The organism is Micromonospora musae (assembly GCF_003626635.1).
Taxonomy (GTDB): domain Bacteria; phylum Actinomycetota; class Actinomycetes; order Mycobacteriales; family Micromonosporaceae; genus Micromonospora; species Micromonospora musae.
Map to the genome: position 1 here is coordinate 12,168 of NZ_RAZT01000016.1, position 15,980 is coordinate 28,147.

Sequence of the window (15,980 nt, forward strand, 5' to 3'; positions counted from 1 at the left end):
ATGAGCGTCCAGTCCACGACGCCGCGCCCGGTCGCGGCCAACTCTGTTTGGCCCCGGTTGGAGCCGCTGCTGCCCCAGGTGACGAAGCCCATCCAGTACGTCGGTGGTGAGCTGGGGGCGGTGGTCAAGGACTGGGACGCCGCGGTGGTGCGCTGGGCGCTGATGTACCCGGACGCGTACGAGGTGGGTCTGCCCAACCAGGGTGTGCAGATCCTCTACGAGGTGCTCAACGAGCTGCCCGACGTGCTGGCCGAGCGGACGTACGCGGTCTGGCCCGACCTGGAGAAGCTGATGCGCACGCACGGCGTGCCGCAGTTCACCGTCGACGCGCACCGGTCGGTACGCGATTTCGACGTCTTCGGCGTCTCCTTCGCCACCGAGCTGGGTTACACGAATCTGCTCACCGCCATCGACCTGGCCGGCATCCCGATGCTCGCCGCCGACCGCACCGAGGCCGACCCGGTGGTGCTGGCGGGCGGGCACGCCGCGTTCAACCCGGAGCCGATCGCCGACTTCGTCGACGCCGCCGTACTCGGTGACGGCGAGGAGGCGGTGCTGGAGATCACCGCGATCGTCCGGGAGTGGAAGGCGGAGGGCTGCCCGGGTGGGCGTGACGAGCTGCTGCTGCGGCTCGCCCGCACCGAGAGCGTGTACGTGCCGCGCTTCTACGACGTGGACTACCTGCCCGACGGCCGGATCCAGCGGGTCGTGCCGAACCGGGCGGACGTGCCGTTCCGGGTGCACAAGCGCACGACGATGGATCTGGACGCCTGGCCGTACCCGAAGAAGCCGCTGGTGCCGCTCGCCGAGACGGTGCACGAGCGGTACGCGGTGGAGATCTTCCGGGGCTGCACCCGCGGTTGCCGGTTCTGCCAGGCCGGCATGATCACCCGACCGGTACGGGAACGCTCCATCACCACCGTGGGACAGATGGTGCGGGAGGGCCTGGAGTTCTCCGGCTTCCACGAGGTGGGCCTGCTCTCCCTCTCCTCCGCCGACCACTCCGAGATCGGCGACATGTGCTCCGGCCTCGCCCAGCAGTACGAGGGCACCAACGTCTCGCTCTCGCTGCCCTCCACCCGGGTGGACGCGTTCAACATCGACCTGGCCCAGGAGCTGTCCCGCAACGGTCGCCGGACCGGTCTGACCTTCGCCCCCGAGGGCGGGTCGGAGCGGATCCGCAAGGTGATCAACAAGATGGTGTCGAAGGACGACCTCATCCGCACCGTCGTCACCGCGTACACCAACGGCTGGCGGCAGGTGAAGCTCTACTTCATGTGCGGCCTGCCCACCGAGACCGACGACGACGTCCTCGAGATCGCCGAGATGGCGCACGAGGTCATTCGGGCCGGCCGCGCGGCGACCGGTTCGAAGGACATCCGCTGCACGGTCTCCATCGGTGGGTTCGTGCCGAAGCCGCACACCCCCTTCCAGTGGGCGGCGATGGAGCGGCCCGAGGTGATCGACGGCCGGCTCCGGCTGCTCAAGCAGGCGATCAACGCCGACCGGTCACTCGGCCGCGCCATCGGCTTCCGCTACCACGACGGCGAGCCGTCGCTGATCGAGGGCCTGCTCAGCCGCGGTGACCGCCGGGTCGGCGCGGTGATCCACCGGGTGTGGGAGAACGGCGGTCGGTTCGACGGGTGGAGCGAGCACTTCTCCTACCAGCGGTGGGTGGACGCGGCGGCCGAGGTGCTGCCGGGGTTCGGCGTCGACCTGGACTGGTACACCACCCGCGAGCGCGACGAGCTCGAGGTGCTCCCGTGGGACCACCTCGACTCCGGGCTCGACAAGGACTGGCTCTGGCAGGACTGGCAGGACTCGCTGGGCGAGTACGAGCAGGACGACTGCCGGTGGACGCCGTGCTTCGACTGCGGCGTGTGCCCCGCGATGGACACCGAGATCCAGATCGGGCCAACCGGTAAGAAACTGCTCCCGCTCACCCCGGTCAACGGACTGAAGCTGCCCGCCGGCGCCGAGCAGTAGCGTCGAGACGTCTCCGCCCCGGCCGCGTACCGCCCAGAGCGCTGCGCCAGGATGGGGCGGAGACGCAGGTACCCCCGAGGAGCTCACGATCGCCAGAAAGCCTCAACCCGAGGGCGGCCAGGCACCCGTCGTCCAGCGGGTCCGGATCCGGTACGCCAAGCGTGGACCGCTCCGGTTCACCTCGCACCGGGACTTCGCCCGGGCCTTCGAGCGCGCGCTGCGCCGGGCCGGCGTACCGATCGCCTTCTCCCAGGGCTTCACCCCGCACCCGAAGATCTCCTACGCCTCCGCCGCGCCCACCGGCGTGGGCAGTGAGGCGGAGTACCTGGAGATCGGCCTGCGCGAGCCGGTCGATCCGGAGCAGCTGCGCGTGGCCCTGGACGCGGCGCTCTCGCCCGGCCTCGACGTGCTCGACGCCGTGGTGGCCGGCGGCGGGAGCCTCGCCGACCGGATCGAGGCGTCCCGGTGGCGGATCGAGCTGCCCGAGGTCGACCCGGCGACGGTGGAGCCGGCGGTGCGGGCCTTCACGGCCGCCGAGGAGATCCAGGTCGAGCGGATGACCAAGCAGGGGCGGCGCACCTTCGACAGCCGCGCCGCCGTCATCGGCATCGATGTGCTCTCGCCGTCGGAGACGCCTTCCGGGGCACCGGCCGTACCGTGTGCGATACTCGAAGTGGTCGTGCGGCAGGTCACCCCGTCCGTACGACCCGATGACGTCCTTTCCGGCCTCCGCGTGGTGGCCGGCCTGGAGCCGCCGGTTCCGCCGAGAGTGACCCGGCTGGCTCAGGGCACGCTGACCGCGCAGGGCGAGATCGTGGATCCGTTGGATGCGGACCGCGACGGGGCAACCATCGGCGAACACTGACCGACGGTCGGTGTTCGAGTAGGCAGACTTCGGCGGTCGCGCACCTTGCGCACCGGCGGAACACCTTTTGCGGCGACCCTGCGTGGCAGCGCTCACCCGCGCCCGGGGTAGCCAGAACTGGAGAACGTCCATGCTCGAGAACGAGCCCGAGGGCGGCGAACGGACCGGTTCACAGCCGGCCGGCGACACCGCCGATCAGCAGCACGACGCCGTCGACGTTGGCGGCGCGGAGAGCCGCGTCGGCGCGGAGGGCGCCGAGGAGTCCGGCGCCGCCGAGGCCGCGCCGGTCCGGCGGCGTACCACCCGGCGGCGCGCCAAGCCGGTGACCGAGCCGGAGCAGGCCGACGCGCCCGTGGCGGCGTCCACCACCAGCGTGGGCAGCGCCGAGTCTCCGCAGGCGGAGGTCCTCGCGCCCATCTCCGGTGACTCCGACATCGCCCCGAAGACGCCGCGCCGACGCCGCAAGGCCACCGCCGCGAAGGCGGTCGAGGAGCCGTTGGTCGCGGAGGCCGTCGAGGAGGGCTCCGCGGAGCTCGTCCCGCCGGTCAAGGTCACCCGTACCCGTCGGCGGAAGGCCACACCGGCGGTCGAGCCGGCCGCGGCGACGCCGGCCGAGCCCGTGGCGGAGCCGCCGGCCGAGGAGCCGGCGACCGCGACGAGCGAGGAGCCGGGGGAGACCGGCGAGGCGCGGACGGCGGACGCGGAGCAGCCCGGGCCCGACACCGGCACCGAGGCGCAGTCCGGCGACGTCTCGCCCGGGGTCGCCGTGTCGCCCGCCCAGGAACAGCTCACCGAGGCTGCCGGGGCGGAGGAGCTGCCGCGTGGTCGCCGTCGGCGGGCCGCGCTCGCCGCGCCCACCGTGCTGTTCATGGCCCCGCAGCCGGAGTCGGAGCCGATCGTCCGGGCACCCGAGCCCGCGCCCGCCGAGCCGCCGGCCGCCGAGGAGGCGGCCGAGCCGGCCGAGCCGGCCCGCCGCCGTCGGCGTGGCCGCCGCGAGGCCGAGCTGGTGGAGGCGGCCGAGGCGGAGCAGGAGCCGACCGAGGAGATCACCGAGGCCGAGGAGGCCGCCGAGGTCGAGGAGGACGAGGACGACACCCTCGCCGCCCGGCGCCGGCGTCGGCGCGGCCGTCGGGGTCGTGGCCGGGGCAAGGGCGGCGCCGACGAGGCCGACGAGGACGAGGCCGAGGAGGCGGCGCAGGCCGAGGTCGAGGCCGAGTCCGAGGCCGAGGAGGCCGACGAGGAGGACGAGGCCGAGGGCGGGGACGGGATGACCCGTCGTCGTCGCCGCCGTCGTCGTCGCGGTGCCGGTGACGTGGAGGCGGGCGCGGACGACGGCGTCCCGACCGTGGTCAAGATCCGTGAGCCGCGCCGGAGCGTGGACGAGGTCCAGGGCGTCTCCGGCTCCACCCGGCTGGAGGCGAAGCGGCAGCGCCGCCGCGACGGTCGGGAGCAGCGGCGTACCCGGCCGCCGATCCTCAGCGAGTCGGAGTTCCTGGCCCGCCGGGAGGCGGTGGACCGGGTGATGGCGGTACGCCAGCGCGGCGACCGCACCCAGATCGCGGTGCTCGAGGACGGCGTCCTGGTCGAGCACTACGTCACGCGCAACTCGTCGGGCACCATGGCCGGCAACGTCTACCTGGGCAAGGTGCAGAACGTCCTGCCGAGCATGGAGGCGGCCTTCGTCGACGTCGGCCGGGGCCGCAACGCGGTGCTCTACGCCGGCGAGGTCAACTGGGACACCACTGGCCTCGAGGGGCGGGCCCGCTCGATCGAGCAGGCGCTCAAGTCCGGCGACTCGGTGCTCGTGCAGGTCACCAAGGACCCGATCGGGCACAAGGGGGCGCGGCTCACCAGCCACATCGCGCTCTCCGGCCGGCACCTGGTCTACGTGCCGAACGGCAACGCGTCCGGGATCAGCCGGAAGCTGCCGGACACCGAGCGCAAGCGGCTGCGGGACGTGCTGAAGAAGCTGGTCCCGGACGGCGCGGGCGTGATCGTCCGTACCGCCGCCGAGGGCGCCAGCGAGGACGAGCTGGCCCGGGACGTCAAGCGGCTCCAGGCGCAGTGGGAGGACATCCAGGCCAAGGCGGCCGAGGGCGGCGCCCCGGTGCTGCTCTACGAGGAGCCCGACCTGGTCATCCGGGTGGTCCGGGACCTGTTCAACGAGGACTTCCGCGAGCTGGTCATCGAGGGCGACGAGGCGTACGACGTGGTCGAGTCGTACCTGTCGCACGTCTCGCCGGACCTGGTCCCCCGGCTGCGCCGGCACGCCGGCACCACGGACGTCTTCGCCGAGTACCGGATCGACGAGCAGATCCTGAAGGGTCTGGACCGCAAGGTCTTCCTTCCTTCGGGCGGTTCGCTGGTGATCGACCGCACCGAGGCGATGACCGTCATCGACGTCAACACCGGCAAGTACACCGGCTCCGGGGGCAACCTGGAGGAGACGGTCACCCGCAACAACCTGGAGGCGGCCGAGGAGATCGTGCGCCAGCTCCGGCTGCGTGACCTGGGCGGCATCGTCGTGATCGACTTCATCGACATGGTGCTGGAGTCGAACCGGGAGCTGGTGCTGCGCCGGCTGACCGAGTGCCTGGGCCGGGACCGCACCAAGCACCAGGTAACCGAGATCACTTCGCTCGGTCTGGTGCAGATGACCCGTAAGCGGATCGGCGCGGGGCTGTTGGAGGCGTTCAGCGAGACCTGCGAGTGCTGCAAGGGCCGCGGCGTGATCATCCACACCGAGCCGGTGCCGGAGAAGCCGCGCACCGGTGGGGCGGGGGAGAAGGTCAAGGCGGTGGCCTCCGCGGTCGTCACCCCGCCCGCCGAGTCGGGTGGCGCGACCCGCCGTCGGGCGCGCAAGTCGGCGGCCCCGGTGGAGCGCGCGGTGGCCGAGGTCACCGAGACCGATCCCGGCGCCGCCACCACCGAGGTGGACGCCACCACCCGCACGGCCGCCGTCACCGGCGCCGACACGACCGCGGGGCGCGACACCGAGTACTACGACACGATGGGCTACGACCTCTCCCGTTACGAGACGGCGACCGAGGCCGCCCCGGCGGTGGCCGACAGCCAGGAGGGCGACTCGGCCCGGCTGGCCGGGGCCGACGATCCGGACGCGCTCTCCGAGGAGGGCGACGAGGAGAGCACCACCCGGCGTCGCTCCCGGCGCGGCGGTGCCCGGCGGCGTACCCGCCCGTGACCTGACCGGTCGATCCACGCGTGGACGGCAGGGCCCCCACTCCGGCAGCATGAGGCCGGTGGGGGCCCGGCTCGTTCCCGGCGGGGCCCACCGGGCGAGAGGACCGCGGATGCGTCGGGTGCTCGTGGTGGTCGTGCTGGTCGCGGGCCTCTGGCCGGCCGTCGCCTGTACCTCCGAGCGGCCCGCCGCCGCGCCGAGCAGCCCCGCCGGTCCGGGGGCGACCGCCGCCGCGACGGCGGGGGGCGGCGCTCCGACCGGCGGGAACACTCCGGCGGTGTGCGCAGCGGTCCGGCGGGCCGGCGAGGTCGCGGTCCGGACGTACGACGAGGAGTTGGGCCGGATGGTCGCGGCGACCGGCGCCGGCGACGCCACGGCGGCCGAGACGGCCCGCCGGCGTGCCGGGGACGCCCTCGCCGGCTGGCGTGCGGTGCTGCGTGAGCAGTCGACCCGAGCCGCCGACCCGCAGTTGGGCGCGCTCCTCGACGACCTGGGCGCCGAGGTGGCGGGGATGGTCGCCGACGTGGGCGGGTTCGACGAGACCGGGCTGGACCGCCTCCGGCAGCGCCTCGATCGGCTCTGCCCACGCTGATCCGCCGGGGCGGTTTGGGCTGCGGGGCGGACATGGCGTACGCTGACCTGCGGCGCACTCTTGTGTGCCGAGTTCCCGCGTGCCCGCGCCGCCGTGCCACTGCTACCCGGCGAGCCGCCGCGGGGACGACCACCAGCAGCCTCAACGACAGGGAGTCCGCCTCCGATGTACGCGATCGTCAAGACCGGCGGCAAGCAGTACAAGGTCGCCGAGGGCGACGTGATCGAGGTCGAGAAGCTCGCCGGTGCTCCCGGCGACGCGGTGAAGCTCGCCGCGGTGCTCCTCGTCGACGGTGACGACCTGGTGACCGACGCGGCCAAGCTCGCCGAGGTCGCGGTGTCCGGCGAGATCACCGCGCACACCAAGGGCCCCAAGATCCGGATCCACAAGTTCAAGAACAAGACCGGCTACCACAAGCGCCAGGGTCACCGCCAGCCGCTGACCCAGGTCAAGGTGACCGGCATCTCCAGCGGGAAGTAGGTCGTCCTCAGATGGCTCACAAAAAGGGTGCGTCCAGCTCGCGTAACGGCCGTGACTCCGCGGCCCAGCGGCTCGGCGTGAAGCGATTCGGTGGCCAGGTGGTCAGCGCCGGCGAGATCATCGTCCGGCAGCGCGGCACCAAGTTCCACCCGGGTGACCTGGTCGGCCGTGGCGGGGACGACACGCTCTTCGCGCTGTCCGCCGGTGCGGTCCAGTTCGGCACCAAGCGCGGTCGCAAGACCGTCAGCATCGTGCCGCAGCAGTAGTTTTCCGGCGAAGCGGGCCGCGGACCTGGTGTCCCGGCCCGCTTTGCTTTTCTCGTGCGGGGCGTTCCCCGCTGGAAGGATTGACAGCGTGACGACGTTCGTTGACCGGGTCGTCCTGCACCTGCAGGCCGGCGACGGCGGGCACGGCTGTGTCTCGATCCACCGGGAGAAGTTCAAGCCCTTCGGTGGTCCGGACGGTGGCAACGGCGGGCACGGCGGCAGCGTACGGCTGGTCGTCGACCCGCAGGTGCACACGCTGCTCGACTTCCACTTCCGCCCGCACGTGAAGGCGCCGAGCGGCAACGGCGGCGCCGGGTCGAACCGGGACGGCGCCAACGGCGGCGATCTGGTACTCACGGTCCCCAACGGGACGGTGGTGCTCGACCAGGACGGCACCGTGCTCGCCGACCTGGTCGGCGCCGGCACGACCTTCGAGGCGGCGCGCGGCGGTCGGGGTGGCCGGGGCAACGCGTCGCTGGCCAGCTCCCGGCGCAAGGCGCCGGGCTTCGCCGAGCTCGGTGAGCCCGGCGAGCACCTCGACGTGGTGCTGGAGCTGAAGAGCGTCGCGGACGTCGGCCTGGTCGGCTTCCCATCGGCCGGCAAGTCCTCGCTGATCTCGGTGATCTCCGCGGCCAAGCCGAAGATCGCCGACTACCCGTTCACCACCCTGGTGCCGAACCTCGGCGTGGTCCGGGTCGACAGCCACACCTTCACCGTCGCCGACGTGCCGGGCCTGATCCCCGGCGCGGCCAGCGGCAAGGGGCTCGGCCTGGAGTTCCTCCGGCACATCGAGCGCTGCGCGGTGCTGGTGCACGTCGTCGACACCGCGACCCTGGAGCTCGACCGGGACCCGCTCGCCGACATCGACGCCCTCGAGGCCGAGCTGAGCGAGTACGGCGGCCTTGCGGACCGGCCCCGGCTGGTGGCGCTCAACAAGATCGACGTCCCGGACGGCCGTGACCTGGCCGAGATGGTGCGGCCGGACCTCGAGGCGCGCGGCTTCCGGGTCTTCGAGATCTCCACCGCCACCCGCGAGGGGCTGAAGGAGCTCACGTTCGCCATGGCGCAGCTCGTCGAGGAGAACCGCGCGGCGACGCCGATCATCGAGCCGACCCGGATCGTGATCCGGCCGACCGCGGTGGACGACGCCGGCTTCACCATCGAGGCGGAGTCGGACGGCTCCTACACCGTCCGCGGCTCGCGCCCCGAGCGCTGGGTACGCCAGACGAACTTCGACAACGACGAGGCGGTCGGCTACCTCGCCGACCGGCTGGCCCGGCTCGGCGTGGAGGAGAAGCTCGCGAAGGCGGGCGCCCAACCCGGTGATCTGGTCCGGATCGGCGAGCGCGAGTTCGACTGGCAGCCGACGCTCTACGCCGGAGCGGAGTTCGTTCCCAACGTGCGCGGGGCCGACCAGCGGCTGGAGGAGAAGTCGACGCGGGCCAACGCGGCCGAGCGGCTGGCCGCCCGGAAGGCGCGCCGGCAGCGACCGGCCGACGAGCTCGGGACCGAGACGTCCGCCGACGCCGATACGGCGGCCGAGGACGTCGACGACGTCGAATAGCTCGGTACCGTCCGCGATCGGGTCGTTTCATGGAAACCTGGCGGAAATCCGTCCGGCCTACCGTGAAGCGATGCTGATCGAGTTCCGCGTCGCCATCGATCCGGAGATCGCCGCCCTCGTCACCGCCCAGCAGCGTGAGCTGCGCGAGGCGGACGGCGGGCTGGACGGGCAGGCGACCGAGACCCATGACGGCATCCGGTACCTCGCCGTCGTGGTCAACGGTCGGGCGGTCGCCTGCGGGGGCCTCCAGTCCCTCGACGCGGAGACCGGCGAGATCAAGCGGATGTACGTCCGGCCGGCGTACCGGGGGCGGGGCATCGCCCGCCAGCTGCTGGCCGCGCTGGAGGAGTTGGCGTACCAGCGGGGGCACAGCACCATCCGCCTGGAGACCGGCACGTACCTGCCGGCCGCCATCGGGCTCTACACCTCCTGCGGTTACCAGCCCATCCCGACCTACGGCGAGTACGTCGGCAACCCGTACAGCGTCTGTTTCGCCAAGCGGCTGCCGGTGCCGGCCTGACCGGTGCGGGCCCGGGTCGCCGCTCGGGCTGCTACCGACGGCTCAGGCGCCGGTCTCGGCGTGCGCCCGGGTGACCGGCTTGGACTCCGGTGACGAGTGCTGACGCAGGAAGATGCTCAGCACGACCAGGGTGCCGACCGCCAGGAACTCGCTCTGCCAGTTCTGCATGGACTGGAACCAGAAGTCGCTGGTGCCGAGGAACTGGAGGGAGCTGATCGGCGGGGCGCCGCTCTGCAGCGCCTGCTCGGCGTTGTACTGCGCGGTGCCGCCGAAGAGGTGCCCGACGAAGGAGCCGGCGAAGATCAGCAGCAGGGCGATGGAGAGGCTGTTCCGGTAGATCACCAGCGGTAGCCCGCCGTGGCGTACCGGCCAGGGTGAGGCCGCGGTGGCCCGGCGCTCGTCGTCCTCGGGGCGGTCGGTCTCGTCCTCCGGCTTCGACTCCGCCGACCCCCGCTGCACCAGGTACGCGGTGAGCAGGACGTAGCCGCCCATCTGCAGGAACTCCGACTCCCAGTTCTCGAAGACCGCCTCGGCGAAGTGCCCGGTGGCCAGGTACGCCGGCCAGCTCAACGGGGCGGCCCCGAACTCGGTCAACTCCTCGTTGTGGCTCTGCCAGCCGAACACGCTCTGCAGTGCCAGGAAGACGAAGAACGCGCCGAACATGGCGACTGCGAGGGCGTTCTTCCGCAACCAACGCGGCATCTCGACCTCCTCGGCGCTGCTCCGGCAACTCTCCGTTGCCCAACCGGCTCAGCGGGCAAACCGGACCAGTCCGCCCCGGCGCGGGAGCACCCGTTCGGGTGACGGCGCCGGACAGGGGCGACCGAGCGGTCGGTGGCGGCACGCGAGGCGTACCAGCGGCGTCTGCGGCGGCGCGACGTCAGCGGCGCTCGGCGGGGGCGTCCAGGCGCCCGCCGGTGCCGTACCGGTTGGAGAGCAGCAGGCCGAGGACGAGCATGCCGAAGCCGAAGCCGAGGTGCAGCCAGTTGTCGGCGTTGTTCACCGGCAGGAAGTTCGCCGCGCCGTCCTGGTTGATCGCGAAGCCGAAGAGCCAGACGCCGAGGTAGAACGTTCCACCGCCGGCCAGGAAGAGCCGGGCGCCGGCGATGGTCCGGGCCATCACGAGGCCGAGCAGCCCGAAGAAGAGGTGTACCGCGTTGTCCAGGATCGAGATCTGGAAGACGTTGAAGAGCATGGCCTGCGAATTGCGCCCGGCGCCGGAGAGCTCGTCGTAGTTGGTGGTGACACCGGGAACGAAGCCGAACGCGCCGATGACGAGGAAGAACACGGCGACCGTCACGGCGGCCAGCTGCACGTTGGGCCTGGGCCGTGCCGGTCGGCCGGCGCGCGCGTCCCTTGCCATCGATGCCACCTCCGGAGATTCAGACCCGCCGACGGTCGGCCGGCCGCTGGCCGTGCGGACCGTTCACCTCACGATCCGAGGCGGTGACGTGACGCGGCCCAGCGATGCCCCATTTTCGAGTCGGCGTGCCCGGTGGCGCAGAGGAATGCGAGAACAGGTACGACGGCGGCGGCCGGGACGGGTGACTCGACGGGCGGCGCGGCCCCCTGCCCGTCGCTCCACAGCTCGATCGTTTCGTCGTGCCGAGTCCGGTCAGGCGGTGCGGCGTACGCCGGTGATGACGAATCCGCTCGGCGGCAGGGCCGGCATCCGGCGCAGGCTCACCGCCAGGTCCTGCGGTGGTACGTTGTACCGCATCCGGCTGGTCAGGTTGGTCACCGCGCGCTTCATCAGCTCGATGGTGATCCACTCGCCGGCGCAGCGGTGTCCGGTCGCGTGGTCCCCGCCGCCCTGCGGGATCAGCGCGAACGGGTCCGGTGGCCCGCCGTCGAAGCGCTCCGGCCGGAACCGCTCCGGCTCGGGCCAGAGCGCCGGATGGTGGTTGGTGCCGTACAGGTCGAGCAGGACCCGACGGCCGCGTGGGAAGTGGTAGCCCCGCCAGACGAAGGGGCGTCGTACCCGCGCGGCGGCGGCCGGGAAGAACGGGTAGTACCGCCGCACCTCCTGGACGAACCGCTCGGTCGCCGCGTCGTCGTCGCGCACCCGTTGCCGCCACTCGGGGTGGTCGTGCAGGGCGAGCGCGGCGAAGACCACGAACCGGTCGACGGCGACGGTCGGCCGCAGCAGGTTGAGCAGTTCGACGGCGGCGATCCGGCGGGGGAGCGCCCGGCCCCGCTCGTCGCGGTGCTCGGCGACGACCCGCAGCGCGCTGCCGGCGGGGGCGGGCACTGCGCCACTGCGGGTCCGGTCGACGAGGCCGGCCAGCCAGCGTTCGCCCCGGCGTCGGGCGAGCAGCCCGCGCCAGTGTCCCGGGCCGATCGCCGCGCCGCCTCCGATCATGGCGTGCAGGTCGCCGGCGCACCGGTCGACCTGCGCGTCGGGCAGCGGCACGCCGGCCCAGGCGCAGACCGCCCGGGTGAGCATCCGGCCCAGCTCGGGGTAGAGCACGACGCGGCCGGCACCCGCCCAGCGCGAGAGGTGGGCCTGCCACTCGTCGTCGAAGAGTTGGCCCAGGCGGCGGAGCGCGGTCGGGGTCATCAGCGACAGGAGCATCTCCTTGCGGGCCCGATGCGCCGCGTCGTCGAGCCCCTGCACCCCGCCGCGCCCGGTCAGCGTCCGCTGCACGCGCATCGGAGTGGCCTTCGCGCGTTCGAAGCGGTCCGTGTCGTAGAAGAGCGCCGCGGCGTCCCGCCCGCGTAGGCAGATGGTCGGCCGCAGCAGCAGCCGGGTCTGGAAGATGTCGCCGCCGTGCCTGTCGCATCGCGAGCCGATGAACCGGTAGCCGTCGCGGAGCAGCGCGAGGGAGCTCTCCGGACTCCGGTCGGCCGGGATGCTCGCCATCGGGGCCTCCTGACGCGGGTGGCGGCGGGGCCTCCGGGCGGGTGGCCCGTCGGCCGACTGCCGTCTACCCCGGTCCGGGGCGGCTGAATCCCGCGCGGCACCCGGAGTCGGCGTCGGCCGGCCGCTCCGGCCGCGGGCCGTGCGTCGCCTTGCGGGTGCCGAGCGGCGGCGGACGGTCGGGGGGAGGGGCCAGCGGACGACGACGTCCGCTGGCCCCTCCCAGGAGCGCGGAAACCTGGTTCGCTTCGGTGAGCGGCGCGGCCTCGCGGAGCGTCGCCCGGTGCGGCGCGGGGTGCGGCGCACCTGCGGAAGCAGGATCACGGGGAGGCGCAATGCGGGGTAGCAGCTCGTCGCGGTGGGGGCGGACGACCGGGGCGCCCGGCGGCCGGCCCGGCCTGGGCCCGGGCCCGCTCGGCCTCGCCCCGGGCGCGGCGGAGGCGCCGCTGATCGCTCCACCACGGCGGCCCGCGCCGCCACCCCGCCATTTCACGGTGCACCTGGGCTTCACTGCGCCGGGCCCGGCGCAGGCCCGTGAACTGGCCGTCGGCTACGCCGAGGCGTTGAGCCTGCTCCGGCCCGAGCTGGCGCTCGGTGCGGCGGCGCTCTCCCCGGCCGACGCCTGGCACCGGGCCGAACGACTCTTCTGCGGTGCGGTCGGCCCGGACGCCGAACACTGTGTCGACGTGGCCGGTCACCCCGGCTTCCACCACGCGGCAGGCCCGGGTGGCCTCGGCTGGGGCGACGGGGACTCGTGACCGGCCGTACCGCGCGGGGCCGTCGCGACGGGTCCACCCCGTCGCTCCGGCGGCCCGCGCCGGTCGCCTCCGCGCCCGGGTGTCAGGCCAGGTCGAACTCGCCGTCCTGGGCGCCGGCGACGAACGCGTCCCACTCGTCCTGGGTGAAGACCAGGACCGGCCCGTCCGGCTCGGCGGAGTTGCGCATGCCGATCAGGTCGTCGACGAAGGCGACCTCCACGGCGCCGTCGGTGGCGTCACCCTCGGCCCGCTGCCAGACCGCCCGGGACAGGTCGAAGTCTCCCTTGGGGTGCTGAGCCATGGTCAATCCTCCAGTGCACGCGTCGAAGCCGGGGAGCGCATACCGATCCCTATCGGGCAGGATAAGCGGATGCCCAGCCTTACCCGTGTAGAGGCGACCGCGCGTGGCGCGGCGATTACCGTCGAGTCCTACGAAGTGGACCTCGACCTGACCGGTGATGGGGGGCTGTTCCGTTCCCACGTGACGATCCGGTTCCGGGCGGCCGCGGGCACCGAGACCTTCGCCGAGGTCAAGCCGGCGAAGCTGCTGGCGGTACGGCTCAACGACGACGAGCTGGACCCCGCCGGGCTGACCGACAACCGGTTGCCGTTGCCGGGGCTGCGTGAACGCAACACGTTGACCGTCGAGGCCGAGATGGCGTATTCGAACACGGGCGAGGGCATCCACCGCTTCGTCGACCCGGCCGACGGCGAGACCTACCTCTACGCCATGTCGTTCCTCGACGACGTGCAGCGCATCTTCGCCGCCTTCGACCAGCCCGACCTGAAGGCGCCGTTCAGCCTCACCGTCACCGCCCCCGCGGAGTGGACGGTCGCGGCGAACGAGCGGGTCGTGGCGACCCCTCGACCCGGGCGTTGGGAGTTCGCCCCGACCCGGCCGCTCGCCACCTACCTCTTCACGCTGATCGCCGGGCCGTACCACGTCCGGCGGGACGAGCACGACGGGATCCCGCTCGCCGTCTACTGCCGTCGTTCGCTCGCCGAGCACCTCGACGCCGACGTCGAGGAGATCTTCACCGTCACCAAGCAGAGCTTCGACCGGTTCCACGAGCTCTTCGCCGAGCGCTACCCGTTCGGCAAGTACGACCAGGCGTTCGTGCCGGAGTTCAACGCGGGCGCCATGGAGAACCCCGGCCTGGTCACCTTCCGCGACGACCTCGTCTTCCGCTCCGCGGTGACCGACACCGAGCGCGAGCGGCGGGCCAACACCATCGCGCACGAGATGGCCCACATGTGGTTCGGCGACCTGGTCACCATGCGCTGGTGGGACGACCTCTGGCTCAACGAGTCCTTCGCCGACTACCTGGGCACCCGGGTGACCGCCGAGGCGACCCGGTTCGACCACGCGTGGACCACGTTCGCGCTGCGCCGCAAGGCGTGGGGATACGCGGCCGACCAGCGCCCCTCCACGCACCCCGTCGCCCCGCGCGAGGTGGCCGACGCCGCCCAGGGCCTGCTCAACTTCGACGGCATCTCGTACGCCAAGGGCGCGAGCGTGCTGCGTCAACTGGTCGCCTGGCTCGGCGACGACGCGTTCCTGGCCGGGTTGAACCGGCACTTCGCGGCGCACCGGTTCGGCAACGCGACCCTCGCCGACCTGCTCGCCAACCTCTCCGCGGCGAGCGGTCGTGACCTCGGCGATTGGGCCGAGCGCTGGCTGCGGCAGGCCCAGGTGAACACGCTGCGCGCCGAGGTGGCCGTCGACGCGGACGGGCGCTACCAGGAGGTCGCCGTGGTGCAGACCGCCCCCGAGTCGCACCCGGTGCTGCGTCCGCACCGGATCGGCGTGGGCCGGTACGCCGCCGACGGCACTGTCGACCGGATCGACGTGGACCTCGCCGCCGACGCGCCGCAGGGCCGGACGGTGCTGCCCGAGCTGACCGGCGTGCCGGCCGCCCGGCTGCTGCTGCCCAACGACGGCGATCTCACGTTCGCGAAGGTCCGCCTCGACCCCGCCTCGGCGGACGCCGTGCGGCTGCTGCTGCCTGCTCTGGCCGACCCGCTGGCGCGGGCGCTGCTCTGGCGCGAGGCGCTGGACGCGGCGACCGACGGGGAGCGGCCGGTGAGCGGCCTGGTCGCGCTGATCGCCGCAGCGCTCCCCGCCGAGACCGAGGTGATCATCGCGGAGGACCTGCTGACGCAGAGCCGTTCGCTGGTCGACCGCTACCTCGACGACACGACGCGCGAGGCGTCGCTCGCCCTGATCGCGGAGGCCTGCGCGGCTCTGCTGCACGGTGCGCCGTCCGGCGGATCGCTTCAGCTCGCCGCCGCGCGCGGGCTGATCGACGCCAGCAGCGACGCCGACCTGCTGATCGGCTGGCTCGCCGGCCGGGCGGTGCCCGCGGGGCTCGCCGTCGACGCCGAGCTGCGCTGGGCGGTGCTGCGCCGGCTGGTGGTGCTCGGCGCGGCCGGCGAATCGGAGATCGCCGCGGAGGCCGCGGCCGACCAGAGCGCGGCGGGCGCCGAGCGGGCCGCCGCGTGCCGTGCCGCGCTGCCCGACGCGGACGCCAAGCGCGCCGCCTGGGAGATCGTCGTACGCAACACGGAACTCTCCAACCGGCTGGTCGAGGCGGCCGCGGAGGGCTTCTGGCAACCCGAGCAGGCGGAGCTGACCGCGCCGTACGTCGAACGGTTCTTCGCCGAGATGGCGGCCGCCGCGCGGCTGCGTACGCCCTGGACGGCCGACCGGGTGGCCGGCCGCGCCTTTCCCAGGTACGCGGTGGCGCAGCCCACCCGGGAGGCGGCCGCGGCGCTGCTGGCGCGCGACGACCTGACGCCCGGCCTGCGCCGGGTGGTCACCGACGCCGACGACGACCTGCGCCGGGCGTTGGTCGCCCGGACGGCGATCGCGGCCGCCGCCGCCTGACCG

14 protein-coding genes are annotated in these 15,980 nt (G+C 73.1%); 10 read left to right on the forward strand and 4 right to left on the reverse strand.

Translation table 11 applies throughout. The annotated features are described in order from the left end of the window. From D7044_RS26585 to D7044_RS26620, 8 genes are all read left to right on the forward strand, one after another. A complete protein-coding gene (locus tag D7044_RS26585; RefSeq protein ID WP_120678975.1) occupies positions 1-1,986 on the forward strand; it encodes a TIGR03960 family B12-binding radical SAM protein in 1,986 nt (661 codons plus the stop codon). Between the two features lie 145 nt (positions 1,987-2,131). Then, positions 2,132-2,851 (forward strand): TIGR03936 family radical SAM-associated protein, encoded by a 720-nt coding sequence (locus tag D7044_RS26590; RefSeq protein ID WP_120678845.1) that lies wholly within the window; start codon positions 2,132-2,134, stop codon positions 2,849-2,851. Between the two features lie 130 nt (positions 2,852-2,981). Continuing rightward, positions 2,982-6,053: an Rne/Rng family ribonuclease gene (locus D7044_RS26595; RefSeq protein WP_120690520.1), complete on the forward strand. Its 3,072-nt coding sequence runs from the start codon at positions 2,982-2,984 to the stop codon at positions 6,051-6,053. A gap of 109 nt (positions 6,054-6,162) precedes the next feature. Further along, complete coding sequence (locus D7044_RS26600) at positions 6,163-6,642, forward strand: hypothetical protein (RefSeq protein WP_120690521.1); 480 nt, start codon at positions 6,163-6,165, stop codon at positions 6,640-6,642. Between the two features lie 165 nt (positions 6,643-6,807). Beyond that, complete coding sequence (gene rplU, locus D7044_RS26605) at positions 6,808-7,122, forward strand: 50S ribosomal protein L21 (RefSeq protein WP_120678839.1); 315 nt, start codon at positions 6,808-6,810, stop codon at positions 7,120-7,122. An 11-nt stretch (positions 7,123-7,133) separates the two neighbouring features. Beyond that, positions 7,134-7,388 (forward strand): 50S ribosomal protein L27, encoded by a 255-nt coding sequence (gene rpmA / locus D7044_RS26610; RefSeq protein WP_120678837.1) that lies wholly within the window; start codon positions 7,134-7,136, stop codon positions 7,386-7,388. Between the two features lie 88 nt (positions 7,389-7,476). Next, complete coding sequence (obgE, locus tag D7044_RS26615) at positions 7,477-8,952, forward strand: GTPase ObgE (RefSeq protein ID WP_120690522.1); 1,476 nt, start codon at positions 7,477-7,479, stop codon at positions 8,950-8,952. Between the two features lie 70 nt (positions 8,953-9,022). Next, a complete protein-coding gene (locus tag D7044_RS26620; RefSeq protein WP_120690523.1) occupies positions 9,023-9,472 on the forward strand; it encodes a GNAT family N-acetyltransferase in 450 nt (149 codons plus the stop codon). Positions 9,473-9,514: 42 nt separating this feature from the next. Here the strand turns inward: D7044_RS26620 and D7044_RS26625 are convergent, their stop codons facing one another. From D7044_RS26625 to D7044_RS26635, 3 genes are all read right to left on the reverse strand, one after another. Next, complete coding sequence (locus D7044_RS26625; RefSeq protein ID WP_120678831.1) at positions 9,515-10,174, reverse strand: DUF6766 family protein; 660 nt, start codon at positions 10,172-10,174, stop codon at positions 9,515-9,517. A gap of 178 nt (positions 10,175-10,352) precedes the next feature. Then, positions 10,353-10,835, reverse strand: coding sequence for a DUF4383 domain-containing protein (locus D7044_RS26630; RefSeq protein ID WP_120678829.1), 483 nt, complete (start codon positions 10,833-10,835; stop codon positions 10,353-10,355). 252 nt (positions 10,836-11,087) lie between these two features. Next, positions 11,088-12,335: a cytochrome P450 gene (locus D7044_RS26635; protein ID WP_120690524.1), complete on the reverse strand. Its 1,248-nt coding sequence runs from the start codon at positions 12,333-12,335 to the stop codon at positions 11,088-11,090. A gap of 332 nt (positions 12,336-12,667) precedes the next feature. Between D7044_RS26635 and D7044_RS26640 the strand changes: the two genes are divergently transcribed. Beyond that, positions 12,668-13,090 carry a hypothetical protein gene (locus D7044_RS26640; RefSeq protein ID WP_233565136.1) on the forward strand — a complete coding sequence of 141 codons (423 nt, stop codon included), beginning with the start codon at positions 12,668-12,670 and terminating at the stop codon, positions 13,088-13,090. A gap of 82 nt (positions 13,091-13,172) precedes the next feature. Here the strand turns inward: D7044_RS26640 and D7044_RS26645 are convergent, their stop codons facing one another. Continuing rightward, positions 13,173-13,391: a DUF397 domain-containing protein gene (locus D7044_RS26645; RefSeq protein ID WP_120678825.1), complete on the reverse strand. Its 219-nt coding sequence runs from the start codon at positions 13,389-13,391 to the stop codon at positions 13,173-13,175. 69 nt (positions 13,392-13,460) lie between these two features. On the opposite strand from D7044_RS26645, the gene pepN reads away from it, so the two are divergent. Continuing rightward, positions 13,461-15,977, forward strand: coding sequence for an aminopeptidase N (gene pepN / locus D7044_RS26650; RefSeq protein WP_120690525.1), 2,517 nt, complete (start codon positions 13,461-13,463; stop codon positions 15,975-15,977). Positions 15,978-15,980: the final 3 nt, after the last annotated feature.